Below are 26957 nucleotides of genomic sequence, written 5' to 3'. Positions count from 1 at the left end.
CCCCCTTGCGGCAAATTCGCCGGCGCGCCGCGCCGCTCTGGCACAATGCCCGCAGGCCGGCCGCGCGAGCGGCCGGTTGCCGCGTCACCGCCGGTCTTTAAGTGCCGTTTAAGCCGCACGGGCGACCATCCGGACGCCCGCCGTCAGTCGGCGCCGCGCCCCGGCATGCCGTATCGCGGCGCGCGCCCGGTTTCGCCCGGCCCGCGCGCCGGCTCATCATCAGGAAGCACATGACCCAATCGATCGATCCCGTCCGCTCCGCCTCCGACGCGCCGCAGGACGAGCGCCCGGTATCCGCATGGAGCCTCATCAAGCCCTACTGGGTATCGTCCGAATGGAAAATCGCGTGGGGCCTGCTGGTCACGATCATCGCGATCAACCTCTGCGTGGTCTGGATCAACGTCCGGCTGAACAAATGGAACGCGCAGTTCTACAACGCGCTGCAGTCGAAGGACGTCCACGACTTCCCGAACCTGCTGATGCAGTTCTCCGCGCTCGCCTTCGCATTCATCATCCTCGCCGTGTACGGCCGCTACCTGCGGCAGATGCTCGGCTTCCGCTGGCGCCAGTGGCTCACCGACCGCTTCCTCGGCCAGTGGCTCGGCGATCGCGCGTTCTACCGGATCGAGCGTGACCGCCTCGCGGACAACCCCGACCAGCGGATCACCGACGACCTCCAGTCGTTCGCGACCACGACGCTCGCGCTGTCGCTCGACCTGCTGTCCACGGTCGTCACGCTCGTGTCGTTCATCACGATCCTGTGGTCGCTCGCCGGCGCGCTGACGTTCACGCTCGGCGCGACGCCGATCGCGATTCCCGGCTACATGGTGTGGGCGGCCGCGCTGTACGCGGTAGTCGGCTCGCTGATCATCCAGAAGGTCGGTCATCCGCTCGTGTCGATCAACTACCAGCAGCAGCGCGTCGAGGCCGACTTCCGCTTCGGGCTGATCCGCGTGCGCGAGAACGCCGAGCAGATCGCGTTCTACGACGGCGAGAAGACCGAGACCGGCAACGCGCAGACCCTCTTCATGCGCATCCGCGACAACTGGTGGCGCGTGATGAAGTACACGAAGCGGCTCACGTTCGTGCTGAGCTTCTACGGGCAGATCGCGATCATCTTCCCGCTCGTCGTGGCCGCGCCGCGCTACTTTGCCGGTGCGTTCTCGTTCGGCGTACTGATGCAGATCTCGTCCGCGTTCGGCACCGTCAGCGATTCGTTCTCGTGGTTCATCAACAGCTACTCGACCCTCGTCGAATGGCGCGCCACCGTCAACCGTCTGCGCGAATTCAAGCGTGTGATGGGCACGTCGCACCTGAAGGAAAGCCTGTCGCCCGCGACCGAGCACGGCGGCATCAACCTGCATTACGTCGACGCCGCGAAGCTGTCCACGTCGTCGCTGAAGCTCGCGCTGCCGAACGGCAACGCGCTCGCGAACATCGGCGACCTCACGATCGAGCCCGGCTCGCGCTGGCTCGTGACCGGCAAGTCGGGTTCCGGCAAGAGCACGTTCATGCGCGCGCTCGCGGGCCTGTGGCCGTTCGGCGACGGCGCGATCGACGCGCCGGTCGGCGCGCGGATGATGTTCGTGCCGCAAACCAGCTACTTGCCGATCGGCACGCTGAAGGCCGCGCTCACCTATCCGGCGACGCCCGACGCGTTCAGCGACGAAGCGTGCCGCGATGCGCTGCGCGCGTGCCGCCTCGAGGATTACGTCGAGCGCCTCGACGAAACCGCGCACTGGACCCGCGTGCTGTCGCCGGGCGAACAGCAGCGCCTGGCCGGCGCGCGCGTGCTGCTGCACAAGCCCGACTTCCTGTTCCTCGACGAAGCGACCAGCGCGCTCGACGCCGACAACGAAGCGCGCCTCTATCACCTGTTCGCCGAGCGGCTGCCGAAGGCCGCGATCGTCAGCATCGCGCACCGCGAGTCGCTGGCCGCGTTCCACGTCGGCACGATCAATGTCGAGCGCGTAAACGACGACGACAAGGTCGCCGCGTGAGCCCACGCGCCGCGCACCTCGCGCGCATCGCGCTGATCACCGGCGCAGGTGCGGGGATCGGCGCGGCGCTCGCGCGGCGGCTCGCGGCACCCGGCGTCGCGCTGGCGCTGCATGCGCGCGGCGCGGACGATGCGGCACACGCGCGGCTCGCCGACGTCGCACAAGCGTGCACGGCGGCCGGCGCGGAATGCCTGACGCTGACCGGCGATCTCGGCGAGCCGGGTATTGCGGCCGCGCTCGTCGATGCCGTCGCCGCCCGCTTCGGCGGGCTCGACCAGCTCGTCGCAAACGCCGGCTTCGCCGCGCGGCAATCCTTTTCCGATCTCTCCGTGGATGCACTCGCATCCGCGTTCGCGGCGATGCCCGGTGCGTTCTCCGCGCTCGCGGGCCGCGCGCGGCCGCTGCTCGAAGCGTCGGCAGCACCACGAATCGTCGCGGTCAGTTCGTTCGTCGCGCACCGCTACCGCGCCGATGCGCCATTCGCGGCGACCGCCGCCGCGAAGGCCGCGCTCGAATCGCTGGTGCGTACCGCAGCCGCCGAATTCGCCGCGCACGGCATCACCGTCAACGCGGTCGCGCCGGGCTTCACGCGCAAGGACCACGGGCCGAGTGCCGGCAACGCCGCCGCGTGGGCGCAGGCCGAACAGGCGACGCCGCTCGGCCGCATCGCCGAACCCGACGACGTCGCCGCACTGATCGCGTTCCTGCTGTCGGACGCGGCACGGCAAATCACCGGCCAGGTCATCCACGTCGACGGCGGCCTGACGCTCTGACGCGTCTTTCCGCCCGCCAGCTTTCCCGCACGACCCTGCATCCGCCTTTTTGGCGCGCCGAATCGCGCCCGTAAAATAACCGCGACGCGGCAGCGCCGGACGAGACAAGACGAGAGAGGGCGGCAAGCATGCAGGCATTCCAGTGGTTCAACGAATTGTCGACGCGCGAGCGCCGGACGCTGTACGCCGGTTTCGGCGGCTATGCGGTCGATGCGTTCGACTTCATGATCTATTCGTTCCTGATTCCGACGCTGATCGCCACCTGGGGCATGACGAAGAGCGAGGCCGGGATGATCGCGACCAGTTCGCTGATCTCGTCGGCGATCGGCGGCTGGGTCGCCGGCATCCTCGCCGACCGCTACGGCCGCGTGCGCGTGCTGCAGTGGACGATCGCGACGTTCGCGCTGTTCACGTGCCTGTCCGGCTTCACGCATTCGTTCTGGCAGTTGCTCGCGACGCGCACGCTGCAGGGTTTCGGCTTCGGCGGCGAATGGTCGGTCGTGACGATCATGATGGCCGAGACGATCCGCTCGCCCGAGCATCGCGCGAAGGCCGTCGGCACCGTGCAGAGCAGCTGGTCGTTCGGCTGGGGCGCGGCCGCGATCCTCTACTGGGCGTTCTTCGCGCTGCTGCCCGAGCAGGTCGCGTGGCGCGCGTGCTTCTGGATCGGCATCGTGCCCGCGCTGTGGATCCTGTACATCCGCCGCAACGTCAGCGATCCCGATATTTATACGGCCACGCGCCGCGCGCGCGACGAAGGCCGCGTGTCGGGCCACTTCCTCGAGATCTTCTCGCCGCCGCACCTGCGCGCGACGCTGTTCGGCAGCGCGCTGTGCACCGGCATGCTCGGCGGCTACTACGCGATCACGACGTGGCTGCCCACCTATCTCAAAACCGTGCGCCACCTGTCGGTGTTCAACACGAGCGGCTATCTGGTCGTGCTGATCGTCGGCTCGTTCGTCGGCTACGTGGTCGGCGCGATCCTGTCCGACCGGCTCGGCCGCCGCGCGTCGTTCATCCTGTTCGCGATCGGCTCGTTCTCGCTCGGCATGGCGTACACGATGCTGCCGATCACCGATACCGCGATGCTGCTGCTCGGCTTTCCGCTCGGCATCGTCGTGCAAGGCATCTTCGCGGGCGTCGGCGCGTATCTGTCGGAACTGTATCCGGGCGCGATCCGCGGCTCGGGCCAGGGCTTCTGCTACAACCTCGGCCGCGGGCTCGGCTCGTTCTTTCCGATCCTCGTCGGCGCGCTGTCGCAATCGATGTCGCTTGTGAAAGCGATCGGCCTCGTCGCGGGCGGCGGCTACCTGCTCGTGATCGTCGCGGCGCTCGTGCTGCCGGAAACGCGCGGCAAGTCGCTCGCCGACGATCCGGCCGTCGCGTCGTGAGCCACCGTTTCATTCCGGACACCGCATGCACGTGATCGTTCTCGGCGCCGGCGTGATCGGCGTCACCACCGCGTGGCACCTGCGCGAAGCAGGCTGCGACGTCACCGTGATCGAACGCGAGGCCGACGTCGCGCAAGCGACGAGCCTCGGCAACGCGGGCGTGATCGCGCCCGGCTACGTGACGCCGTGGGCCGCGCCCGGGATGCCCGGCAAGATCCTCAGGTACCTGTTCAAGCCCGCGTCGCCGCTGATCTTCCGGCCGACGCTCGATGCCGCCCAGTGGCGCTGGATCGCGCGCTGGCTGCGCGAATGCGAATTCGGGCGGTTCCGCGTGAACAAGCAGCGGATGCAGCGCATCGCGTATTACAGCCGCGCGTGCCTGCATGCGTTTCGCGAGCGCTATCCATTCGACTACGGCGCGAGCCGCGGTTACCTGCAACTGCTGCGCGGCGCGTTCGACGTCGAGATGGCGCAGCCCGCGCTGAAGGTGCTGCGCGATGCCGGCATCGCGTTCCGCGAACTGGACGCGGCCGGCTGTACCGCGATCGAGCCGGGCCTGCGCTGGGCACGGCAGGCCCCCGTCGGCGGCATCTACCTGCCCGACGACGAAGCCGGGGACTGCGCGCGCTTCACCCGCGAACTGCGGGCGCTGTGCGAAGCGAACGGCGTGACGTTCCGATTCCGCACCGCGATTCGAGCGCTGGATGTCGCAGGCGGCAAGGTGCGCGGCGTGCGAATCGACTCGCTCGAAGCAGGCACGGCCATTCAACGCGATGCACTGCTCGCCGCGGACGCGATCGTCGTCGCGCTCGGCGTCGACAGCGCCGGCCTGCTGCGACCGCACGGCATCGACGTGCCGCTGTATCCGGTGAAGGGCTACTCGGCCACGCTCACGGTCGTCGACGACGAAAAGGCGCCGTGCGCCGCGCTGATGGATGAATCGCTGAAGACCGCGATCACGCGCTTCGGCCCGATGCTGCGCGTCGCGGGCACCGCGGAGCTCGGCAACCGCCACGCAACGCTGCGGCAGCAGGCGCTCGACACGCTGATGAAGGTGCTCGACGACTGGTTCCCGCATGCGGCCGACCGCGCGTCGGCGCGTTTCTGGGTCGGCCGGCGGCCGATGACGCCCGATGGGCCGCCGCTGCTCGGCCCGAGCGGGATCGATGGCCTCTGGCTCAACGTCGGCCACGGCTCGACGGGCTGGGCGATGTCGATGGGGTCGGGAAAGGTGGTCGCGGATCTCGTCGCCGGGCGCGCACCGGAGATCGATCTGTCCGGGCTGACGCTCGCGCGCTACGACCGGTAGTGCGGCCGGCGGGGTAGTACCGTCGATGCGATCGATGCGCGGCCGCGACCGGTATGGCGCGCGGCCGTCCGCGCGTGTCGCTACCGCGGCGTCCATCGGCCTTCGGCCGCGGCGATCGGCGCCGACACGATCGGCCGATGCGACACGCCCGCCTGCGACAGCCGGCTTTCGAACAGCGTCAGCGCTTCGACGCGCACCTCGACGGGCCGCCCCGGCGCGCCGCCGTGCGCGGGCTGGCCGACCGCATCGCGCGGCAGCCGCGCGAGCGTCACGTGCGGCCGGAACGGCCGCCGGTCGGTCGGCACGCCGAGTTCGCGCAGCAACGTCACCAGCCCGGCATTCAGCGCGACGCACGCGGCATCGGCCGCGAGTTCCGCGACGATCAGCCGCGCGCGCGGCAGGCTCGGCCACCACGCGATCCGCTCGACCGGCAACGGCGGCAGCGCATGCGCGGCCGCGAGCGCGGGCAGATGCGCGGCCAGTGCGTCGCACCGCTCCCGCTCGATTGCGCCGATGAACGCGAGCGTCATGTGCAGTTGCGCGGGCAGCGTGCGCCGCGCGCCACGCGTGACGGGCAACGCGTGCAGCGCGTCGCGCGACGCCGCATCGGGCATCAGCGCGACGAACGCACGAAGCCGGTCGCCGTTCATTCCAGAGTCCCTGTCAACGAATCCCTGATGTGATCAGATTAGGCGACGCCTGGCGGAAATGACGCGGCTGCGCCAGCACGCAGCCGCCCGGGCATAAAAAAACCGGGCGCCCTCTCGGACGCCCGGCGTTCATCGAAACCCGCTCGCGCGATTCGGCTCAGCGCGGCAGTTCCGAATGCCCCATCAGGTACGCATCGACCGAGCGCGCGCACTGGCGGCCTTCGCGGATCGCCCACACCACGAGCGACTGGCCGCGGCGCATGTCGCCTGCCGCGAACACCTTGTCGACCGACGTGTAGTACGAACGATCGCCTTCGGTCGCCGCGCGCGCATTGCCGCGCGCATCCTTCGCGACGCCGAACGCGTCGAGCACCGGCGCGGCCGGCTGCGTGAAGCCCATCGCGAGCAGCACGAGATCGGCCTTCATCTCGAACTCGGAACCCGGCACTTCCTGCATCTTGCCGTCCTTCCACTCGACGCGCACCGCGATCAGCTTCTCGACCTTGCCGTTCTTGCCTTCGAGACGCTTCGTCGCGACCGCCCAGTCACGCTCGCAGCCTTCCTCGTGCGACGACGACGTGCGCAGCTTGATCGGCCAGTACGGCCACACGAGCGGCTTGTTTTCCTCTTCCGGCGGCTGCGGCAGCAGCTCGAACTGCGTGACCTGCTTCGCGCCGTGACGGTTCGACGTGCCGACGCAGTCCGACCCCGTATCGCCGCCGCCGATCACGATCACGTGCTTGCCCTTCGCGAGCAACTGGTCGGCCAGCTTGTCGCCCGCGTTCACGCGGTTCTGCTGCGGCAGGAAGTCCATCGCGAAGTGAACGCCCGCGAGTTCGCGGCCCGGCACCGGCAGGTCGCGCGGCGTTTCCGAACCGCCGGCGATCACGACCGCGTCGAATTCTTCCTTCAGCGTATCCGGCGAAATGGTTTCCTTCGCGAGGCTGCCGATCGACTCGGGCAACGGATCCTTGCCGATGAACACGCTGGTGCGGAACGTCACGCCTTCCGCTTCCATCTGGCGCATGCGGCGGTCGATCAGCCACTTCTCGAGCTTGAAGTCGGGAATGCCGTAACGCAGCAGGCCGCCAATGCGATCGTTCTTCTCGAACACCGTCACGTCGTGACCGGCGCGCGCGAGCTGCTGCGCGGCGGCCAGGCCCGCGGGGCCCGAACCGACGACCGCAACCTTCTTGCCGGTCTTGTGCTCGGCCGGCAGCGGCTTCACCCAGCCTTCGCCCCAAGCCTTGTCGATGATCGCGTGCTCGATCGACTTGATGCCGACCGGGTCGTCGTTGATCCCGAGCGTGCACGCCGCCTCGCACGGCGCCGGGCAGATACGGCCCGTGAACTCGGGGAAGTTGTTGGTCGAGTGCAGGACTTCGATCGCCTGCTGCCAGTCCTGGCGGTAAACGAGATCGTTGAAGTCCGGGATGATGTTGTTGACCGGGCAGCCGTTGTTACAGAACGGGATGCCGCAATCCATGCAGCGCGCGCCCTGGACCTTCGCGTCCGCGTCGGTCAGCGCCGCGACGAATTCCTTGTAGTGCTTCACGCGCGTGAGCGGTGCTTCGTACGCCTCGTGGCGGCGTTCGAACTCCAGAAAACCGGTTGCCTTGCCCATAAGGTGCTCTTCTGTTCGGTGTATCGGGTGGGGGAGCCGCGCGCGGCCGTCAGGCGCGCGCGGCATTCGCTATGTCGTTCGTCGCTCAGGCGGCCAGCACTTCCTTCGCCGCCTTCTTCGCACCGATCTCGCCCAGCGCGCGCTTGTATTCGTGCGGGAACACCTTCACGAACTGGCGGCGCGCCGCGTCCCAGTTTTCCAGCAGCGACTTCGCGCGCGGCGAACCCGTGAACTGGAAATGACGCTCGACGAGCCCCTTGAGCAGCGCTTCGTCCGTCGTGCCTTCGTGCCAGAGCGCGCGGTCGACCGTGCGCTCCTGCTCGGCCTGCTGCAGCACCGGCTCGAGCGCGACCATCGACTTGTTGCACTTGGCCGCGAACGCGCCTTCCGGATCGTAGATGTACGCGAGACCGCCCGACATGCCGGCCGCGAAGTTGCGCCCGGTCTCGCCGAGCACGACGACCGTGCCGCCCGTCATGTATTCGCAGCCGTGGTCGCCCGTGCCTTCGACGACCGCCGTCGCGCCCGAGTTGCGCACGCAGAAACGCTCGCCGGCCACGCCGCGGAAGAAGGCTTCGCCTTCGATCGCGCCGTACATCACCGTGTTGCCGCAGATGATGTTTTCCTCGGACTTGCCGCGGAAGTCGTTGGTCGGGCGGATGATGATCCGGCCGCCCGACAGGCCCTTGCCGACGTAGTCGTTGCCGTCGCCGACGAGGTCGAGCGTCACGCCCTTCGCGAGGAACGCACCGAAACTCTGCCCGGCGGTGCCCTTCAGCTGGATGTGCACCGCGTCGTCGGCCAGACCGTCGTGGCCGTGCTTCTTCGCGATCACGCCCGACAGCATCGCGCCGACGGTGCGGTTCACGTTGCGCACCGGCTGGATGAACGACACATGCTCGCCGTTCTCGATCGCAGCCTTCGCCTTCTCGATCAGCACGTGGTCGAGCGCGCGCTCGAGGCCGTGATCCTGCACGTCGACGTGACGGCGCGCGACGTCCTCGCACTCTTCCGGCTGGTAAAACACGCGCGAGAAGTCGAGGCCCTTCGCCTTCCAGTGCTCGATGCCCTTGCGCGTGTCGAGCAGATCGGCGCGGCCGATCAGGTCGTCGAACTTCGCGATGCCGAGCTGCGCCATGATCTCGCGCACTTCCTCGGCGACGAAGAAGAAGTAGTTCACGACGTGCTCGGGCTGGCCCTTGAACTTCGCACGCAGCACCGGATCCTGCGTCGCGACGCCGACCGGGCACGTGTTCAGGTGGCACTTGCGCATCATGATGCAGCCTTCGACGACGAGCGGCGCCGTCGCGAAGCCGAATTCGTCCGCGCCGAGCAGCGCGCCGATCACGACGTCGCGGCCCGTCTTCATCTGGCCGTCGGCCTGCACGCGGATGCGGCCGCGCAGGCGGTTCAGCACCAGCGTCTGCTGCGTTTCGGCGAGGCCGAGCTCCCACGGCGTGCCCGCATGCTTGACCGACGACAGCGGCGACGCGCCCGTGCCGCCGTCGTGGCCGGCGATCACCACGTGATCGGCCTTCGCCTTCGCGACACCGGCCGCGACCGTGCCCACGCCCACTTCCGACACGAGCTTCACGGAGATGCTCGCGCTCGGGTTCACGTTCTTCAGGTCGTGGATCAGTTGCGCCAGATCCTCGATCGAGTAGATGTCGTGGTGCGGCGGCGGCGAGATCAGGCCGACGCCCGGCACCGAGTAACGCAGCTTGCCGATGTATTCCGACACCTTGTGGCCCGGCAGCTGGCCGCCTTCGCCCGGCTTCGCGCCCTGCGCCATCTTGATCTGGATCTGGTCGGCCGATGCCAGGTACTCGGCGGTGACGCCGAAGCGGCCCGACGCGACCTGCTTGATCTTCGAGCGCAGCGAATCGCCGTCCTTCAGCGGAATGTCGCTGACGATCTCGTCGCCGATCACCGACTTCAGCGTCTCGCCCGACTTGATCGGAATGCCGCGCAGTTCGTTGCGGTAACGCTTCTGGTCCTCGCCGCCTTCACCGGTGTTCGACTTGCCGCCGATCCGGTTCATCGCGACCGCGAGCGTCGCGTGCGCTTCGGTGCTGATCGAACCGAGCGACATCGCGCCCGTCGCGAAGCGCTTGACGATCTCCTTCGCCGGCTCGACGTCGTCGATCGGGATCGCCTTGGTCGGCTCGACCTTGAACTCGAACAGGCCGCGGAACGTCATGTGACGCTTGGTCTGGTCGTTGATCAGGTGCGCGTATTCCTTGTACGTCTGGTACGAGTTGCTGCGCGTCGCGTGCTGCAGCTTCGCGATCGAATCCGGCGTCCACATGTGGTCTTCGCCGCGCACGCGGTACGCGTACTCGCCGCCCGCGTCGAGCATGTCGCGCAGGACCGGGCTGTCGCCGAACGCATCGCGGTGCAGGCGGATCGCCTCTTCCGCGACTTCGAACAGGCCGATGCCGCCGACCTTCGACGCCGTGCCCTTGAAGTACTTCTCGACGAGGTCGCTCGACAGGCCGAGCGCTTCGAAGATCTGCGCGCCCGTGTACGACATGTACGTCGAGATGCCCATCTTCGACATCACCTTCTGCAGGCCCTTGCCGACCGCCTTCGTGAAGTTGTAGACGGCCTTCTCCGGCGACAGGTCGCCCGGCAGGCCTTCGGCCATCTTCGCGAGCGTTTCCATCGCGAGGTACGGGTGCACGGCTTCCGCGCCGTAGCCCGCGAGCAGCGCGAAGTGGTGCGTTTCGCGCGCGGAGCCCGTCTCGACGACGAGGCCCGTGCTCGTGCGCAGCCCTTGCTGGACGAGGTGCGTGTGGATCGCCGACGTGGCGAGCAGCGCGGGAATCGCGACGTGCTCGGCGTCCGTCTTGCGGTCCGACACGATCAGCATGTTGTAGCCCGACTTGACCGCGTCGACGGCTTCCGCGCACAGCGACGCGAGGCGCGCCTCGATGCCTTCCTTGCCCCAGGCGACCGGATAGCAGATGTTCAGTTCGTACGCGCTGAACTTGCCGCCCGTGTACTGGTCGATCGCGCGGATCTTCGCGATGTCCTTGAAGTCGAGCACCGGCTGCGACACTTCGAGACGCATCGGCGGGTTGATGTTGTTCGTGTCGAGCAGGTTCGGCTTCGGGCCGATGAACGACACGAGCGACATCACCATGTTCTCGCGGATCGGGTCGATCGGCGGGTTCGTGACCTGCGCGAACAGCTGCTTGAAGTAGTGATAGAGCGTCTTGTTCTTGTTCGACATCACCGCGAGCGGCGAGTCGTTGCCCATCGAACCGACGGCCTCTTCGCCCTGCTGCGCCATCGGCGCCATCAGGAACTTCAGGTCTTCCTGCGTATAGCCGAACGCCTGCTGGCGGTCGAGCAGCGCGGCGCCCTGCGTGCGGCCGGCCGCGACGTCCTCGGCCTTCGGCTCGATCTCGTCGAGCTTGATGCGCACCGCGTCGATCCAGCTCTTGTACGGCTTCGCGTTCGCGAGGTTGTCCTTCAGTTCCTTGTCGTCGATGATGCGGCCGTGCTCCATGTCGATCAGGAACATCTTGCCCGGCTGCAGGCGCCACTTCTTGACGATCTTCGATTCGGGGATCGGCAGCGTGCCGGCTTCCGACGCCATGATGACGAGGTCGTCGTCGGTCACGATGTAGCGCGCCGGGCGCAGGCCGTTACGGTCGAGCGTCGCGCCGATCTGGCGGCCGTCGGTGAACGCGATCGCGGCCGGGCCGTCCCACGGCTCCATCATCGCGGCGTGGTATTCGTAGAACGCGCGGCGGTTCTCGTCCATCAGCGTGTGCTGTTCCCACGCTTCCGGGATCATCATCATCACCGCGTGCACGAGCGGATAGCCGGCCATCACCAGCAGTTCGAGACAGTTGTCGAACGATGCGGTATCCGACTGGCCCGGATAGATCAGCGGCCACAGCTTCGGCAGGTCGTCGGCGAGCACGTGCGACGCGATCGCGCCGGTACGCGCGTTCAGCCAGTTCACGTTGCCCTTCACGGTGTTGATCTCGCCGTTGTGCGCGATCATCCGGTACGGGTGAGCCAGCTCCCATGCCGGGAACGTGTTGGTCGAGAAGCGCTGGTGCACGAGCGCGAGCGCCGACACGACGCGCGGGTCCTGCAGGTCGCGGTAGTACACGCCGACCTGGCCCGCCAGCAGCAGCCCCTTGTAGACGACCGTGCGCGCCGACATCGACGGCACGAAGTATTCCTTGCCGTGCTTGAGCTTCAGCGCCTGGATGCGGTGGCTCGCCGTCTTGCGGATCACGTACAGCTTCCGCTCGAGCGCGTCCGTCACCATGATGTCCTTGCCGCGGCCGATGAAGATCTGGCGGATCAGCGGCTCGCTCGCCTTGACCGTCGGCGAGATCGGCATCGCATGGTCGACCGGCACGTCGCGCCAGCCGAGCACGACCTGGCCTTCGGCCTTCACCGTACGCTCGAGCTCCTGCTCGCATGCGAGACGCGAAGCGTTCTCCTTCGGCAGGAAGATCATCCCGACCCCGTATTCGCCGGCCGGCGGCAGGTCCACGCCCTGCTTCGCCATTTCCTCGCGATAGAACGCGTCCGGAATCTGGATCAGGATGCCCGCGCCGTCGCCCATCAGCGGATCGGCGCCCACCGCGCCGCGGTGGTCGAGATTCTCGAGAATCTTCAGACCCTGCTGAATGATCTCGTGACTCTTCTTGCCCTTGATGTGAGCGACGAAGCCGACGCCGCAGGCGTCGTGTTCGTTTTGCGGGTCGTACAGACCTTGTGCGGCGGGCACCGCGGCGAGCGGCTGCTGGTGGTCGTTCATGGGGACACCGTCGTAAAGGGGGCCTGGAGGCCGTTGAACCGTTTTCTTGTTGCCATCGATCCCGCTCCCGGCGGGAGACGGCGCGGCCGACCGTGGTTGGGCAAGCTTCGCCCGGGCCACCGGAATTCGGAATATACGCGACGAATCAAGGGAATAGCAACAAAAACCGCTTGATCGAACCCCAATTAAATGAATGCCTTGATGTGGTGCCATTTTATTGGGGCCGTATCGTTTTGGTGCAAAAAGAAGCGGCGCCCGGAGCGCCGCTTCTGGCCCGCCTTTCCGGCGTTACTGCTGGATCGGCGGCGTGTTCTCGCGCACCTTTCTGGGGCGTCCGCGCGGCAACGGCGAGACGCGCCGGTTCGCGGTGCGCGCCGCCCATTCGCGGTAATTCTCGCCGCCCAGCACCCAGCCCTTCAACGTCGCCTGCTGCAACTGGTCGGCCTGCCGCTCGTCGAGCGGCTGCTCGCACAGCTCCTTGTATGCACGCTGGCGGTCGAACGGCGTGTTGCCGAGCGCCCAGTAGAGCGGATGGTCGGTGATCAGGCTGTCGACGGTGAGCCCGACGTGATGCCGGTAGCTCGACCAGCGATAGGCTTCGGGCGTCGCGACGAGCTGCGAGCGCACCGGGCTCATCTCGACCACGCGGCTCGCGAGCAGGAAATAGCGCTCGCCTTCGATCACCGTCGCCCGGTAGCGGCCTTCCCACAGGGTGCCGCGCCGCGAATAGCGCCGGTTGAAATGCGCGACGTAGCGGCGGCCGACGGCCTGCATCGCCTTGGGCAGGCTGGCCTCGTCGCTCGGCGTCACGAGCAGTTGCACCTGGCGCGGCAGCAGCACGTAGGCATGCACCGACAGGTGGTGATCGCGTGCGGCGGCCTTCAGGCAATCGATGAAGAGTTCGTAGTCCTGGTCGTCGACGAACGCGGGTTGCTGATCCAGGCCGCGCAGTATCACGTGCTGCGGCTGGTCGGGAACGTAGAGTCGTGCTAACCGTGCCATGCTGAATGTCCGTTTGAACGCGTTAGGAAATACCCGGAGGTCCGAAATTGCGCACCTGCGTAGAATGCCTGTCCCTGCGGCGCGCGTAAGCGTACGGTCGTGCGAATCCTAGGGAGAAAACTCTAACTTACGAGCTTGTTTGGTTTTAAACGCAGTCGTCATAATGAGCACGCCTTTGATCGGAGGAGACACAATGAAACGAAAACTGGCCATTACGGGGGCTGCAGCGCTCGCATTCGCGGGCGGTACGGCACATGCACAATCCGCAGGTGACTTCTACGTCAGCACCGGGTGGTTCCACCTTTCGCCGCAGGACAGCAGCGACCCGCTGTTCGTCTACCGCGTAGGCGGCACGCCCATCAACCAATCCATTCCCAACACCGGCGCCGGCATCAACGACGCCGATACGCTTGGGCTCGCAACGGGCTACTTCATCACCGACCATATCTCCACCGAGCTCGTGATGGGGATACCGCCGAAGTTCGACATTACCGGCAAGGGTCAGTTCGAAAGATTCGGCGTACTCGGTCGTGCGTACCAGTGGAGCCCCGCCGTGTTGCTTCGCTACCACTTCAACGACGCCAATGCGAAGTTCCGTCCGTATGTCGGCGTCGGCGCGACGTACGTCTGGTTCACCGGCGCCAAGATCACGAACGGCAGCTTCGAGAACGGCGTGCTCGGCGGCCCGACCAGCGCGACGACCAGCAACCAGTGGGCGCCCGTCTTCAACGCCGGCTTCACGTACAACTTCACGAAACACTGGTTCGCGGGGCTGTCGCTCTCGTACGTCCCAGTCAAGGTGACGGCAACCTTCACGACGGCCCGCCGGACGCCGGTCGGCACCCTGACCGAAACGTCGAAGGCGAGGATCTCGCTGAACCCGATCGTCACGTACCTGAACGTCGGCTATCGCTTCTAAGCGTAGTCGAATATTTGGGGAATGGTTAATCCTGCTGCAATTTGTAGCGGAATTTTCCTGGCGTAACGTCTCCACGATGCAAAACGCCCCGGCGGGAATCCCGTCGGGGCGTCGTTTTTTCGCGTCAGGCACGTTCCGAGCAAGGGTTTCGCCGGACGCCGCCGCGGCCGGGACCGTGGCTGGCGCCATCAAACGGCGTCGATGTCGTCCAGCGCGTCGGGCGCGATCAGGTCGATGCGATCCGTGCACACGGCGTCGACGCCCCAGCGCGCGAGTTCGCGCGCCCGTTCGAGGTCGTTCACCGTGTAAACCAGGATGCGCAGCCCGGCCGCCTTGATCGCGCGCACGAGCGGTTCGTCGAGCCGGTTGTGGTCAGCATGCAACGATACGCAGTCCAGCGCATCGATCACCTGCGCATGCCAGTCGTCCGGCACGACTTCGTAGAGCATCCCGCGCGGCAGGCCAGGCACGGTCGCCCGCGCCTGCTGCAATGCGTCGAACGAGAACGACGACAGCAGCGGCGCCACGGCGGCATCGCGCCAGTACGCGGCCGCGTCGGCCGCCACGCGCTGCCCGGTTTCGCGCTCGCGCCCCGGGCACGGCTTGATCTCGACGTTCGCGGCCAGCCCGTGCGCGATGCAGCGCGCCGCGGCCGCCTCCAGCGTCGGCATCCGTTCGCCCGCGAAGCGGGCATCGCGCCACGCGCCCGCGTCGAGCGCGGCCAGCGTCGCATAACGCATGCCCGCCGCCGCGCCGTGGCCGTTCGAGGTCCGGTCGACCGTGTCGTCGTGCAGCAGGAACGTCACGTCGTCGGCCGACAGCTTCGCGTCGAACTCGACCATCCGGTGACCGCGCCGCGCGCCCTCGTCGAGCGCGGCCAACGTGTTCTCCGGCGCGAGCGTGCCGCCGCCGCGATGGGCGACGACGCGCGGATAGGGCCAGTCGGTGGGGGTGATCATCGTCGGTCTCTCGGCAGTCGGACGGTTTCAGCCGGCACGCTTGCCGGTTTCGGGATCGAAGAAATGCAGTCGGTGCGCGGGCAACGCAGCCGCCAGCGCCGTGCCGCGCGCGGGGCGGTCCGCGTGCGGCAGGCGCACCGCGACGTCGTGATTGCCCCAGCGGCCGTGCGCGAGATTGTCCGCGCCGAGCAGCTCGCACGAATCGACCGGCAGCGTCGCCTGCGCGACGCCCGGCTGCGGCGTCATGTGTTCGGGCCGCACGCCGAGCACCCAGTCGCGCCCGACGGCGATCTCGCGGCCGATGCCGGGCGCACCGGCGACCGGCAACGCGGGGCCGCCGCCCGCGACCGTGAAGGTCGCGCCGTCTTCCGACAGCCGGCCGTGCATCAGGTTCATCGCGGGCGAGCCGATGAAGCCCGCGACGAACACCGTCGCCGGTTTCTCGTACACGTCGACCGGCGCGCCGATCTGCTCCGCGTAACCGCGATTCATCACGATCACCCGCTGCGCGAGCGTCATCGCCTCGATCTGGTCGTGCGTCACGTACACGCTCGTCGTCGCGAGCCGCGCATGCAGCCGCTGGATCTCGAGCCGCATCTGCACGCGCAGCTTCGCGTCGAGGTTCGACAACGGCTCGTCGAAGAGGAACACCGACGGCTCGCGCACGATCGCGCGTCCCATCGCGACGCGCTGCCGCTGTCCGCCCGACAGTTCGCGCGGCCGCCGCGCGAGCAGCGGCTCGAGCTCGAGGATCTTCGCGGCCGCGGCCACCCGCGCATCGATCGTCGCGCGCTCGATCCCGCGGATCTTCAGCCCGTAGCCCATGTTCTGCGCGACCGTCATGTGCGGGTACAGCGCATAGTTCTGGAACACCATCGCGATGTCGCGGTCCTTCGGCTCCAGCGTGTTGACGACCCGGTCGCCGATCGCGATCTCGCCGTCCGTCACGCTCTCGAGCCCCGCGATCATCCGCAGCAACGTCGACTTGCCGCAGCCCGACGGGCCGACCAGCACGATGAATTCGCCGTCGGCGATCTCCACGTCGATGCCATGCAGCACGTGCTGCTTGCCGTCGTAGGATTTCCTGACGCCCTTCAAGCTCAGCGCAGCCATACCTGGTCCTTCTCCCGGTTACTGTCGGTCATTCATTTCTCGGAATCGACGAGGCCGCGCACGAACCAGCGCTGCATCGCCAGCACGACGACGAGCGGCGGGATCATCGCCAGCAGCGTCGCCGCCATCACGTATTGCCATTCGGTCGCGGCGTCGCCGCTCGCGATCATCGTCTTGATGCCCACCACCGCCGTCGACAGCGATGCTTCCGTCGTGATCAGGATCGGCCACAGATACTGGTTCCAGCCGTAGATGAACGTGATCACGAACAGCGCGGCGATGCTCGTCTTCGACAGCGGCAGCACGACGTCCCAGAAGAAGCGCAGCGGCCCCGCGCCGTCGATGCGCGCCGCGTCCATCAGCTCGTCGGGCAGCGTCATGAAGAACTGGCGGAACAGGAACGTCGCGGTCGCCGATGCGATCAGCGGCAGCGACAGCCCCGCGTAGGTGTTCGTCAGATGCAGCGTCGACACGACCTGCACGGTCGGGAAGATCCGCACTTCCACCGGCAGCATCAGCGTGACGAAGATCAGCCAGAACGCCGTATTGCGGAACGGGAAGCGGAAATAGACGATCGCGTACGCGGACAGGATCGACACCGCGATCTTGCCGACCGCGATCCCGAGCGCCATCGCGAAGCTGTTCACGAGCAGCCGGCCGAACGGCGCCGTCGTGCCGCCGCTGCCGTGCCCCCAGATGTACGCGATGTTCTCGAACAGGTGCGTGCTCGGCACGAGCGACAGCGGCACCGTGAACACTTCCTGCGCGTTCATCGTCGCCGCGCAGAACGCGACGTAGACGGGAAACACGATCAGCACGACACCCGCGATCAGCACCGCGTGGCAGAACAGGTCGAAGCCCTTGCGATTTTCGATCATGCGTATTGCACCCTGCGCTCGACGAAGCGGAACTGGATCACCGTGAGCCCCACGACGATGATCATCAGCACGACCGACTGCGCGCCCGAGCTGCCGATGTCGAGCCCCTGGAAGCCCTCCGCGAAGATCTTGTAGATCAGCGTCTTGGTGCTCTGCGCCGGGCCGCCGCCGGTGGCCGCGTCGATCACCGGGAAAGTGTCGAAGAACGCGTAGACGAGGTTCACGACCAGCAGGAAGAAACTCGTCGGCGACAGCAGCGGCAGCACGATGTTGAAGAAGCGCCGCACCGGCCCCGCGCCGTCGATCGCCGCCGCCTCGATCAGCGAGCGCGGAATCGCCTGCAGCCCCGCGTAGAAGAACAGGAAGTTGTAGCTCACCTGCTTCCACACCGACGCCAGCACGACGAGGAACATCGCCTGGCCGCCGTTCAGCGCGTGATTCCAGACGATACCGCCCTTCGCGAGCGCATACGTGATCAGGCCGATGCTCGGGTTGAACAGGAACGCCCACAGCACGGCCGCGATCGTCGGCGCGACCGCGTACGGCCAGATCAGCAGCGTGCGGTACACGCGCGCGCCCCGAATCACGCGGTCGGCGCATGCGGCCAGCAACAGCGACACGACGAGCCCGCTCACCGTGACCAGCGAACTGAACACGAGCGTCGTGCGGAACGAATCGAGATACAGCGGATCGGCGAACAGGTGCGTGAAATTCGCGAAGCCGACGAATTCGCTCGACGTGCCGAACGCGTCCTGCATCTGCGTGGACTGCCACAGCGCGACGCCGGCCGGCCACAGGAAGAACACGGCGGTGATCGCGAGCTGCGGCGCGATCAGCAGGTACGGCACCGGGCTCGTACCGAAACGGGAACGGGATTGCATCGCGGGTGTCCGGTCAGGCGAAACGGAAGGGAAATCGCGCCGCCGGACGGCACGCGCTGACGCGCGGCGCCGCCGGCGGCACGGAGCGATGCGTGCTCAGCCGCCCGACTTCTCGAAGCGGCGCAGCAGTTCGTCGCCGCGCGACGCGGCCGAATCGAGCGCGTCCTTCGGCGACTTCTTCTGCGCCCAGACCTGTTCGAACTCCTCGTCGACGACCGTGCGGATCTGCGGCATGTTGCCCAGCCGCAGCCCCTTCGTGTACGGCAGCGGCGGCTTGTTCAGCATCTGCTTGATCGCGGTTTCGGCGCTCGGGTTCTTCGCGTAGAAGCCCTGCTGGCGCGTCAGGTCGTACGCGGCGGTCGTGACCGGCAGGTAGCCCGTGTCCTGGTGCCACTTCGCGGCGACGGGCGGCGAAGCCAGGTAAGAGAGGAATTTCGCGACGCCCTTGTAGGTCGCCGGATCCTTGCCGGCCAGCACCCACAGGCTCGCGCCGCCGATGATCGCGTTCTGCGGCGCGCCCTTCACGTTCGCGTCGTACGGCATCATGCCCGTGCCGTAGCTGAACTTCGCGAACTTCTGCACGTTCGCGAGCGCGCCCGACGACGTCGTCAGGATCCCGCAGTCGCCGCTGTAGAACTTCGCCGACGCTTCATCCTTGCGGCCCGCGTACGTGAACGTGCCGTCCTTCGCCATCTGCTGGAGGAAGGCGATATGTTCGATCTGCTGCGGCTTGTTGAACTCGAGCACGGCGTCGGTGCCGTCGAAGCCGTTATTGCGGCTCGCGAACGGCAGCCCGTGCCACGCGCTGTAGTTTTCGAGCTGGATCCAGCCCTGCCAGCCGGTCGTGAAGCCGCACGCCATGCCCGACTTGCGCAGCTTCTCGGCATCGGCCTTCACGTCGGCCCACGTCTTCGGCGGCTGGTTCGGATCGAGGCCGGCCTTCTTGAACGCGTCCTTGTTGTAGTACAGCACCGGCGTCGAGCTGTTGAACGGCATCGACACCAGGTGGCCCGTCTTCGCGTCGCTGTAGTAGCTCGCGATGGTCGGCACGAACGCCTTTTCGTCGAGCGTCACGCCGGCCTGCTTGAACACGTCGTAGACGGGCACGACCGCCTTCTTCGCCTGCATCATCGTCGCCGTGCCGACTTCATAGACCTGCAGGATCGCCGGCGCGTTGCCGCTGCGATAGGCCGCGATGCCGGCCGCGAGCGCCTGGTCGTAGGTGCCCTTGAAGACCGGCACGATCTTGTAGTCGCTTTGCGACGCGTTGAACTGGTCGGCGATCGCGTTGACCCGCTCGCCGAGCGCGGCCTCCATCGCATGCCAGAACTGGATTTCCGTCGCGGCGAGCGCCACGTGCTGCACCCCGAACATCAGCGCGCCGCCGAGCGCGATCGAACGAACCAGTGTCCCCGCAGGCTTCTTCTTCATCGACCTCTCCTATGAAAACGTTACCAACAGCGTGTGCAACATTCCCGTCGCCATTGAACCGGCGAAGTCTAGTGATCGTTTGTGACAGTCAGTTGTCGTTGATGACGAACAGGCGCTGATATTCCTTCAGCGCGAAGCGGTCGGTCATGCCGGCGATGTAGTGCGCGACGAGACGCGGCTGCTGCGCCGCGTCGTCGGACTGGTACGGCGGCGGCAGCAGGCGCGGATCGTCGATGAACGCGTCGAACAATCCGGTGACGACGCGTTGCGCCTTGCTCGCCATGCGCATCACCTTGTAGTGGCGATACAGGTTCTTGAAGAGGAAGCGCTTGAGGGCCGCTGCCTGCTCGGCAATCTCGGGGCTGTGCGACACGAGCGGCGGCGCGGCGCGCACATCGTCGAGCGACGCGGGCACGACGCGGGCGAGATTGCGCGTCGTCTCGTCGATCAGGTCGACGATCAGCGTGTTGATGATGCGGCGCACCGTCTCGTGCACGAGACGACGGCCTTCGAGGTGCGGGAATTCGGCGAGCGCCGCTTCGTAGTGACGCTGCCACAGCGCGACTTCCGCGAGCTGCTCGATCGTGATCAGGCCGGAACGCAGGCCGTCGTCGACGTCGTGGTTGTTGTAGGCGATCTCGTCCGCGATGTTCGCGAGCTGCGCCTCGAGCGACGGCTGGCGGCCCTGCAGGAAGCGCTCGCCGAGCGCGCCCAGCTTGCGCGCATTCTCGCGCGAGCAGTGTTTCAGGATGCCTTCGCGCGTCTCGAAGCACAGGTTCAGCCCGTTGAACGCGCCGTAGTGCTCCTCGAGCTCGTCGACCACCGCAAGGCTTTGCAGGTTGTGCTCGAAGCCGCCGTGCTCGCGCATGCACGCGTTCAGCGCATCCTGCCCCGCATGGCCGAACGGCGTATGGCCGAGATCGTGCGCGAGCGAGATCGCTTCGACGAGATCCTCGTTCAGTCGCAGGTTGCGCGCGACCGAGCGCGCGATCTGCGCGACTTCGAGGCTGTGCGTGAGGCGTGTGCGGAACAGGTCGCCTTCGTGATTGACGAAGACCTGCGTCTTGTATTCGAGCCGGCGGAACGCGGTCGAATGGACGATGCGGTCGCGATCGCGCTGGAATTCGGTGCGCGCCGCCGGCGGGGTTTCCGGATGGCGGCGGCCGCGCGACTGCGACGCGTGCGCGGCATACGGAGCGAGATGGGCTTCCAGCGCCGCCAGCGTCGGCGGCTCGGCCACCGGCGCGACGGACGCGCGGCCGGCTTCGGGCAGTGTGCTGCTGGATGTCTCGCTCACGTCTCCTCCATGTCAGGGGCGCCGGCGAATCCGGGCCGCCGTTAGCGGGTCGTCCGCGCCAGTGTAGCGAATACCGCTTCGTCCGGCGCCTGCGTGATCAGCGTATCGCCGAATCGCTTCAGCAGGATGAACTTGATCGCGCCGGCCTCGGCCTTCTTGTCGACACGCATCAGGTCCATGTAGCGCGCATCGCCGAGCGCGGGCCCGCGGGTCGGCAGATGCGCGGCCGCGATCACCGCATCGAGACGCTGCCGCGACGCTTCGTCGAGGAGGCCGAGCCGCACCGACAGGTCGCCGGCCATCACCATCCCGCAGCCGACCGCCTCGCCGTGCAGCCATTCGCCGTAGCCGAGCCCGGCCTCGATCGCATGGCCGAACGTGTGGCCGAAGTTCAGGATCGCGCGCAGGCCGCCTTCGCGCTCGTCGGCCGCGACGACGCTCGCCTTGATCTCGCACGAACGCTTCACCGCGTGCGCGAGCGCAGCGGGCTCGCGACGGTTCAGCGCATCGACGTTCGCCTCGATCCAGTCGAAAAACTCCGCATCGGCGATCGCGCCCGTCTTGATGACTTCGGCGACGCCGGCCGCCAGTTCGCGATCGGGCAGCGTCGTCAACGCGCCGATGTCGGCGATCACGGCCTGCGGCTGGTAGAACGCGCCGATCATGTTCTTGCCGAGCGGGTGGTTGATGCCCGTCTTGCCGCCGACCGACGAATCGACCTGCGACAGCAGCGTCGTCGGCACCTGGATGAACGGCACGCCGCGCATGTAGCATGCGGCGGCAAAGCCCGTCATGTCGCCGACCACGCCGCCGCCGAGCGCGACGAGCGTCGTCTTGCGGTCCGCGTGATCCGTCAGCAGGCCGTCGAAGATCAGGTTCAGCGTTTCCCAGTTCTTGTACGCCTCGCCGTCCGGCAGCACGACCGTCGACACGCGCTTGCCGAGCGGCGCGAGCGCCGCGCGCAGCGCGTCGCCGTAGAGCGGATCGACCGTCGTGTTCGTGACGATCGTGACGGACGAACCCTTGATATGGGGCAAGAACAGCTCGGTGCGGCCGATCAGGCCGGCGCCAATATGAATCGGATAGGCGCGGTCGCCCAGATCGACGTTGACAGTAATCATGCTTGTAGCGGCTTGGCGATGACGCCGGCCAGTTCGAGTTGCATCAACACCATGTTGACGAGACCGTTGACCGACGGACGGCCGGTCTCGATGACGAAATCCGCGCATTCGCGGTACAGCGGGTCACGCACTTCGTACAGCGCTTCGAGACGCCCCTTCGGATCCTCGGTCTGCAACAGCGGGCGGTTCTTGTCCTTGCGCGTGCGCAGCCACAGATCGTGCGGATTGGCGCGCAGGTAGACGACGATGCCGTGGCTTTTCAGGCTGTCGCGATTTTCCGGGCGCAGCACCGCGCCGCCGCCCGTCGCGAGCACGATGTTCTCGCGCTGCGCGAGCTCGGCGATTACCTGCGTTTCGCGATCGCGAAAGCCGGCCTCGCCCTCCAGCTCGAAGATCACCGGAATGCGCGCGCCCGTACGGGCCTCGATTTCGTGGTCGGAGTCGAAGAACGTCCTGTCGAGACGACGCGCGACCGCACGGCCCACGGTGGTCTTACCCGCTCCCATAAGGCCGACGAAAAATACGTTTGCATGTGGGTCCCGCGCTTGCAACGGCTTCCTCTGCTTCAATCTTGCTGGTGTGTGGCGCAGCTTACTGGCAAAGCGGCTGCCTTGTCGAGCCTGCGCCGGCGGCTTCCGGCCCCGTTTTCTCGGCATCCGCGTCGCCCGCGCCGGGTGCGCCGCAACGCGCATCGACGACGGTCGGCGTGATGAAGACGACGAGCTCGTTGCGCTGGTCGCGCTGCACGCGGTGCCGGAAAAGCGCGCCCAGAAACGGTATTTTGCCCAAGAGCGGCACCCGCGTCACATCGTTCCGGTTCAGTTGTTCATAGATGCCGCCGATCGCGACCGTCCCGCCATTCTCGACCTCGACACGCGTCTGCACGTGCTTCGTATGGATCGCGGGGCCCGCCGCGGTCGGCTCGCCGACGCTGTCCTTCGTCACGTCGAGATCGAGCACCACGCGCCCGTCCGGCGTGATCTGCGGCTCGACCTCCAGCTTCAGCGTCGCGCGGCGGAATTGCACGCCACTCATGCCGTTGCCCACCTTCGCCTGGTACGGCAGCTCGGAGCCCTGCTCGACGATGGCCTTCACGCGGTCGGCCGTCACCACCCGCGGACGCGAAACGATCTGGCCCCGGCCCTGTGCCTCCAGCGCGCTCAACTCGATGTCGAGTACGCGGCTGAGCGGCGCGGCGAACAGCGTGAAGCCGGCGGTCGCCGCGTCGAAGCCGCCGAGCGGGCGCGCGGCGAGATCCAGCGCGTTACGCGCATCCGCCGTGAAGGACGCACCCTCGGCCGATGACGGCCGCCCCTGCGCACGCAGCGCGACGCGTGCGCCGAGGTTGCGCGAGAAACCCTGCTCGCCTTCGACGATGCGAGCCTCGATCCGGACCTGCCGCGACGGCCGGTCGATCGCGTCGATCAGTTCCGCGATCTGCACGATGCGCGGCGCGAGATCGGTCACGAACAGCAGGTTCGTGCGCGGATCGGCCGCCGCGGCGCCGCGCTTCGACAGCAGGCGCTGGCCCGTCGCACCGGCCAGCAGCCGCTGCACGTCCTGCGCGCGCGGATAGTGCAGCGAGAACGTACGGCTCGCGAGCGGCTCCAGATCGGCGGCCCGCGCATGCATGTCGAAGCGCTCGCGTTCGCGCGCTGCCAGCTCGGCGGCCGGTGTGACCCAGATCACGTTGCCGCGCCGGGACATCGCGAGCCCGTGCGTATCGAGCAGCGTGTCGAACGCGTCACGCCAGCCGACATTGTTCAGACGTAACGTGACCGTGCCGCGCACCTGTTCGCCGACGACGATATTGAGCCCCGTGAACCGCGCGATCGCGTCGAATGCAGCCGCGAGCCCGACGCCCTGCAGATTCAGCGAGATCCGCCGCGCGTCGTCCGCATCGCCGGGTTGCCGTGCCGCGGCGTCGCTCATCCGGGCCGGCGGCGCCAGCGGGATCGGCGGCCCCTCCAGCGCGGGGAGCGGTGCGGCGGTTTCCGTCTGCAGCGCCGTGCGCGCCGCCTGATCGAACGGCGGCGGGCCGGCGTCCTCCGCTACCGCGCTGCCCACGCTGTCGGCCACACGCGGTGGCTGCGGCGGGCCCGGCACGGACACATCCATGGCTCCGGCCGGCCAGACCGCCGGCAGCGGCGGCAACGACGCGCTTGCGCCGGCCGCCGTCACGCCGGCCCAGATGGCGAGTACCCAACAGCCGTGCGTCGTCATGGCCGGCCTCCGTCGTCAAGAACAAGCCGCTGCGATCCGTCCGCCGTCGCAAGCGTCACGGCCGCGCGCTCGACCCGCACCACGCGCGCGGCCCCCAGCACCTCGCCAGGTGCGACGACCGTGAACACGCCGTCGCCGTCGTCGAACAACGCGAGACCGGTACGCGCGTTGCGAATCGTGCCGGCAAGGCGGGCTGCGCGCCCCGGCGCTTCGGCCGGGCCCGCCTCGTCGAACGGATCGGCGGCGGGCGCAGCGGCGCGAACCGGCACGTTGGCCGCCGCGGCCGTTGTCGCCGGCAGCGCCGGAAACACGTCGACCGACATGTCCACCCGCGCCGCCGACATGCCGCGCTCGATACGCAGCGCCGACGGTACCGCCAGCACCGGGAAGCGCGCCAGCCCGCCAACCATATGCAGCAATGCGTGAAAGCCGCCGTCCGCGACGATGTGCACGGTGCGTCGGCCGTCCGGTGCCGCGCCATCGGCGCGCTGCGGTTCGATCGATACGCCGCGCAACCCGCTCGACGCGGCGAGATCGGCCAGCGCCAGCATCAGCGCGGCCCATTCCGGCTTAGGTGGCAAGCGATCGTCACGCATTGACGCAAGATGGCCGTCGCGTCGTTGTCCGGCGGAAGCCAGCACGCGCTGCGCGTCGGCAGCGCGCGCCTGCGCGGCGGCGAGCAACGCGCGACTATGTGCCAGCCCGCTCCAGTCGGCCGCATTCGCCAGATGAATGCCGCTCGCCAGCACGACCGCGAACGCCAGCACGCAACCCGCGGCATGCGCGGCGGCCGCCGACACGCGCGGCATGCGGCCCGTCCCGGCACCCGCGCACAGCGCCGGCCGATGCGCGAGCGCCGTCATGCGCCACCTCCCGACACCGTCCGCGACGACGTCGCGTCGTGCCAGCGCAACTGCACGGAGAACCGGAACGGCATCCCGGCCGTCGAAGCCGGCGCCTCCGACGCCGGCTTCAACGTGTCTATATCGATCCGCCAGTCGCGCTGCTCGCGCGCCATCGCGGCGAGCCACCGCGCAGCCGCCCGGTAACTCGCGGCGCGCGCCTCGAGCACGGCGCCGGTCGTCGTCATGCGCAGCGCGTCGAGCCGGATATGATCGGCGCGCACCTGCTTCAGGGTCGCGAGCAACCCTGCCACGCGCCGGTAAGGTGCGGCCAGCGCAGTCGCCTGCGCTTCGCGCCGCGCGACGGCGGCGGCTGCGTCGGCCGCGCGCGTCGCAACGGCCACCTGCGGCTGCACCTGCCGCAGCCGTGCCTCCACGCCGGCGCGCTCGGCGTCCACCCGCCACCGCGACAACACGGCAGCGCCTGTCCACAGGCCGGCGCCGAGCACGCCGAGCAGGATCGCGACACCGCACTGCATGGCCCGCCGACGCCGTACCGCGTGCGCCAGCCGCTCGCGGTACGGCAGCAGGTTGAAGTCGCCGAGTATCGCCTGTACGGCCTGCTGGGCCGCAGCCGCGGCGTCCCCGTTTGCCGCCAGGTGACCGGCCGTCATTCCCGCACCCCACGCAAGGCCAGCCCGAACGCGACGGCAAACGCCGGGCCGCCCGGCATGGCGGCGCACGCGCACGGCTGGCCGTCCCAGCCCGTGCAGTCGAACGGGATCACCGCCGTGCCGAGCACATCGCCGATCTCGGCGATCGACGTATCGAAGCGGGCGATACATCGCGCGTCCCCGGCGACGAGTACGCAACCCACGGCCCCCAGCACGCGCCGACGCAGCGCATCGGGAAGTGCCTCCGGCAACGTGCCGGACAGGGTGAGCACCGGAATCGCCGACGGGCCCTCGATCCGCCAGCCGCGCACGCCCGCGTCGCAGAACCAGAGCACGGCATAGGCGCCCTGCGCATCGAGTTCGAACTGTGCGGCATAGCGCAGCGCGCGCAGCACGGCGGCCGACTCGCCGTCGATCACCGTCAGGTCGATACCGGCCTGCGCGGCCACGTCGATCCGCCGCTCGAGCAGCGCCAGCGGCGCCACCGCCACCGCGATCTCGCCGGACCGCGCGCCGCCGTAGTGCCGCCAGTCGAACGCGAGGCTGTCCGGCGCGAGCCCCGAGATGCGCTCGGCGGCCTGCCGCGCGGCATCCGGGATGTCGCCGCGCCCGGCCAGATCGAGCGTCGCGGTGCGCATCTCGTCATCGTGCAGCGCCATCACGCCGCGCGCGTCGCACTGCACGCCGGACGCCGCCAGCCGCGCCACGGCCGCCGCCAGCGACCGCGCGACCGCCGCCCAACGCGCGTCCTCCGGCCCGCCCGCCAGTCCGACCGGTTCCCGCTCGAGCCCCTCGACGCGCACCTCCGCTTCCCTGCCGCGCCGGCTCAGCACGGCCACCCTCACTTCGTGCGCACCGACGTCGATTCCCGTCGACCGGTGCCTGCCCTGCGCAAACCGCGCCACCCATCGTCCTGCCATCCCAGCCTCCCGAGATCGTCGCGGCCCACGCCGCGCTTCCGAGACCTGATTCTGCAAAGCGACGCGCGCGGCCGACAGTCGGCCAAACGGCCAGCATTGGCTCACGGCGGCCGTGCACGGACTATGCTGACGGCACGCCGACCCGCGGCTTCGCGACGGGC

Annotated in this window: 21 protein-coding genes; 5 read left to right on the top strand and 16 right to left on the bottom strand. The window is 68.1% G+C overall.

Features of this window, described 5'->3' with window-relative positions; genetic code table 11:
• Positions 1-230 precede the first annotated feature (230 nt).
• The 4 genes from A9Z05_RS18750 to A9Z05_RS18735 all read left to right on the top strand — a co-directional run bounded on the left by A9Z05_RS18750 (position 231) and on the right by A9Z05_RS18735 (position 5473).
• A complete protein-coding gene (locus tag A9Z05_RS18750) occupies positions 231-2000 on the top strand; it encodes an ABC transporter ATP-binding protein/permease (protein WP_069619425.1) in 1770 nt (589 codons plus the stop codon).
• A complete protein-coding gene (locus A9Z05_RS18745) occupies positions 1997-2773 on the top strand; it encodes an SDR family NAD(P)-dependent oxidoreductase (RefSeq protein ID WP_069619424.1) in 777 nt (258 codons plus the stop codon). Before A9Z05_RS18750 ends, A9Z05_RS18745 begins: the two co-directional genes overlap by 4 nt.
• Positions 2774-2901: 128 nt before the next feature.
• Entirely contained in the window at positions 2902-4164 is a 1263-nt protein-coding gene (locus tag A9Z05_RS18740; RefSeq protein ID WP_059640189.1) for an MFS transporter, read from the top strand.
• Positions 4165-4189: 25 nt separating this feature from the next.
• A complete protein-coding gene (locus A9Z05_RS18735) occupies positions 4190-5473 on the top strand; it encodes a D-amino acid dehydrogenase (protein ID WP_069619423.1) in 1284 nt (427 codons plus the stop codon).
• Positions 5474-5553: 80 nt separating this feature from the next.
• On the opposite strand, the gene thpR is transcribed toward A9Z05_RS18735, so the two are convergent.
• The 4 genes from thpR to A9Z05_RS18715 form a co-directional block, all read right to left on the bottom strand.
• Positions 5554-6123: an RNA 2',3'-cyclic phosphodiesterase gene (gene thpR / locus A9Z05_RS18730; RefSeq protein ID WP_069619422.1), complete on the bottom strand. Its 570-nt coding sequence runs from the start codon at positions 6121-6123 to the stop codon at positions 5554-5556.
• 157 nt (positions 6124-6280) lie between these two features.
• Positions 6281-7747, bottom strand: coding sequence for a glutamate synthase subunit beta (locus A9Z05_RS18725; protein ID WP_069619421.1), 1467 nt, complete (start codon positions 7745-7747; stop codon positions 6281-6283).
• 85 nt (positions 7748-7832) lie between these two features.
• Positions 7833-12536 (bottom strand): glutamate synthase-related protein, encoded by a 4704-nt coding sequence (locus A9Z05_RS18720; protein WP_069619420.1) that lies wholly within the window; start codon positions 12534-12536, stop codon positions 7833-7835.
• A gap of 288 nt (positions 12537-12824) precedes the next feature.
• A complete protein-coding gene (locus tag A9Z05_RS18715; protein WP_027783329.1) occupies positions 12825-13538 on the bottom strand; it encodes a transposase in 714 nt (237 codons plus the stop codon).
• Positions 13539-13731: 193 nt separating this feature from the next.
• Between A9Z05_RS18715 and A9Z05_RS18710 the strand changes: the two genes are divergently transcribed.
• Positions 13732-14457: an OmpW family protein gene (locus tag A9Z05_RS18710; protein ID WP_069619419.1), complete on the top strand. Its 726-nt coding sequence runs from the start codon at positions 13732-13734 to the stop codon at positions 14455-14457.
• Between the two features lie 188 nt (positions 14458-14645).
• Here A9Z05_RS18710 and ugpQ read toward each other — a convergent pair whose 3' ends face one another.
• From ugpQ to A9Z05_RS18650, 12 genes are all read right to left on the bottom strand, one after another.
• On the bottom strand, positions 14646-15416 hold the full coding sequence (gene ugpQ, locus A9Z05_RS18705; protein WP_069619418.1) for a glycerophosphodiester phosphodiesterase: 771 nt from the start codon (positions 15414-15416) through the stop codon (positions 14646-14648).
• 27 nt (positions 15417-15443) lie between these two features.
• Positions 15444-16529: a sn-glycerol-3-phosphate import ATP-binding protein UgpC gene (locus A9Z05_RS18700; protein ID WP_069619417.1), complete on the bottom strand. Its 1086-nt coding sequence runs from the start codon at positions 16527-16529 to the stop codon at positions 15444-15446.
• A 32-nt stretch (positions 16530-16561) separates the two neighbouring features.
• Complete coding sequence (ugpE, locus tag A9Z05_RS18695; RefSeq protein ID WP_069619416.1) at positions 16562-17407, bottom strand: sn-glycerol-3-phosphate ABC transporter permease UgpE; 846 nt, start codon at positions 17405-17407, stop codon at positions 16562-16564.
• Positions 17404-18288, bottom strand: coding sequence for a sn-glycerol-3-phosphate ABC transporter permease UgpA (gene ugpA, locus A9Z05_RS18690; protein WP_027783324.1), 885 nt, complete (start codon positions 18286-18288; stop codon positions 17404-17406). The genes ugpE and ugpA overlap by 4 nt, the downstream gene beginning before the upstream one ends.
• 96 nt (positions 18289-18384) lie before the next feature.
• Positions 18385-19719 carry a sn-glycerol-3-phosphate ABC transporter substrate-binding protein UgpB gene (gene ugpB, locus A9Z05_RS18685; protein WP_069619415.1) on the bottom strand — a complete coding sequence of 445 codons (1335 nt, stop codon included), beginning with the start codon at positions 19717-19719 and terminating at the stop codon, positions 18385-18387.
• A gap of 88 nt (positions 19720-19807) precedes the next feature.
• On the bottom strand, positions 19808-21016 hold the full coding sequence (locus tag A9Z05_RS18680; protein ID WP_069619414.1) for a deoxyguanosinetriphosphate triphosphohydrolase: 1209 nt from the start codon (positions 21014-21016) through the stop codon (positions 19808-19810).
• Between the two features lie 41 nt (positions 21017-21057).
• A complete protein-coding gene (gene aroB / locus A9Z05_RS18675; RefSeq protein WP_069619413.1) occupies positions 21058-22137 on the bottom strand; it encodes a 3-dehydroquinate synthase in 1080 nt (359 codons plus the stop codon).
• Complete coding sequence (aroK, locus tag A9Z05_RS18670) at positions 22134-22688, bottom strand: shikimate kinase AroK (protein ID WP_069619412.1); 555 nt, start codon at positions 22686-22688, stop codon at positions 22134-22136. The genes aroB and aroK overlap by 4 nt, the downstream gene beginning before the upstream one ends.
• 40 nt (positions 22689-22728) lie before the next feature.
• Complete coding sequence (gene pilQ / locus A9Z05_RS18665; RefSeq protein WP_069619411.1) at positions 22729-24360, bottom strand: type IV pilus secretin PilQ; 1632 nt, start codon at positions 24358-24360, stop codon at positions 22729-22731.
• Positions 24357-25223, bottom strand: a complete 867-nt coding sequence (locus A9Z05_RS18660) for a pilus assembly protein (protein WP_069619410.1) — start codon at positions 25221-25223, stop codon at positions 24357-24359. The genes pilQ and A9Z05_RS18660 overlap by 4 nt, the downstream gene beginning before the upstream one ends.
• Positions 25220-25876 carry a fimbrial protein gene (locus tag A9Z05_RS18655; protein ID WP_069619409.1) on the bottom strand — a complete coding sequence of 219 codons (657 nt, stop codon included), beginning with the start codon at positions 25874-25876 and terminating at the stop codon, positions 25220-25222. The genes A9Z05_RS18660 and A9Z05_RS18655 overlap by 4 nt, the downstream gene beginning before the upstream one ends.
• Positions 25873-26796 carry a competence protein ComA gene (locus A9Z05_RS18650; protein ID WP_069619408.1) on the bottom strand — a complete coding sequence of 308 codons (924 nt, stop codon included), beginning with the start codon at positions 26794-26796 and terminating at the stop codon, positions 25873-25875. The genes A9Z05_RS18655 and A9Z05_RS18650 overlap by 4 nt, the downstream gene beginning before the upstream one ends.
• Positions 26797-26957: the final 161 nt, after the last annotated feature.

The sequence above is a fragment of the Burkholderia sp. A2 genome (assembly GCF_001729305.1).
GTDB lineage: Bacteria > Pseudomonadota > Gammaproteobacteria > Burkholderiales > Burkholderiaceae > Burkholderia > Burkholderia sola.
The sequence above is the reverse complement of the archived record's forward strand: the minus strand, read 5'-3'. Positions and strand labels throughout refer to the sequence as shown.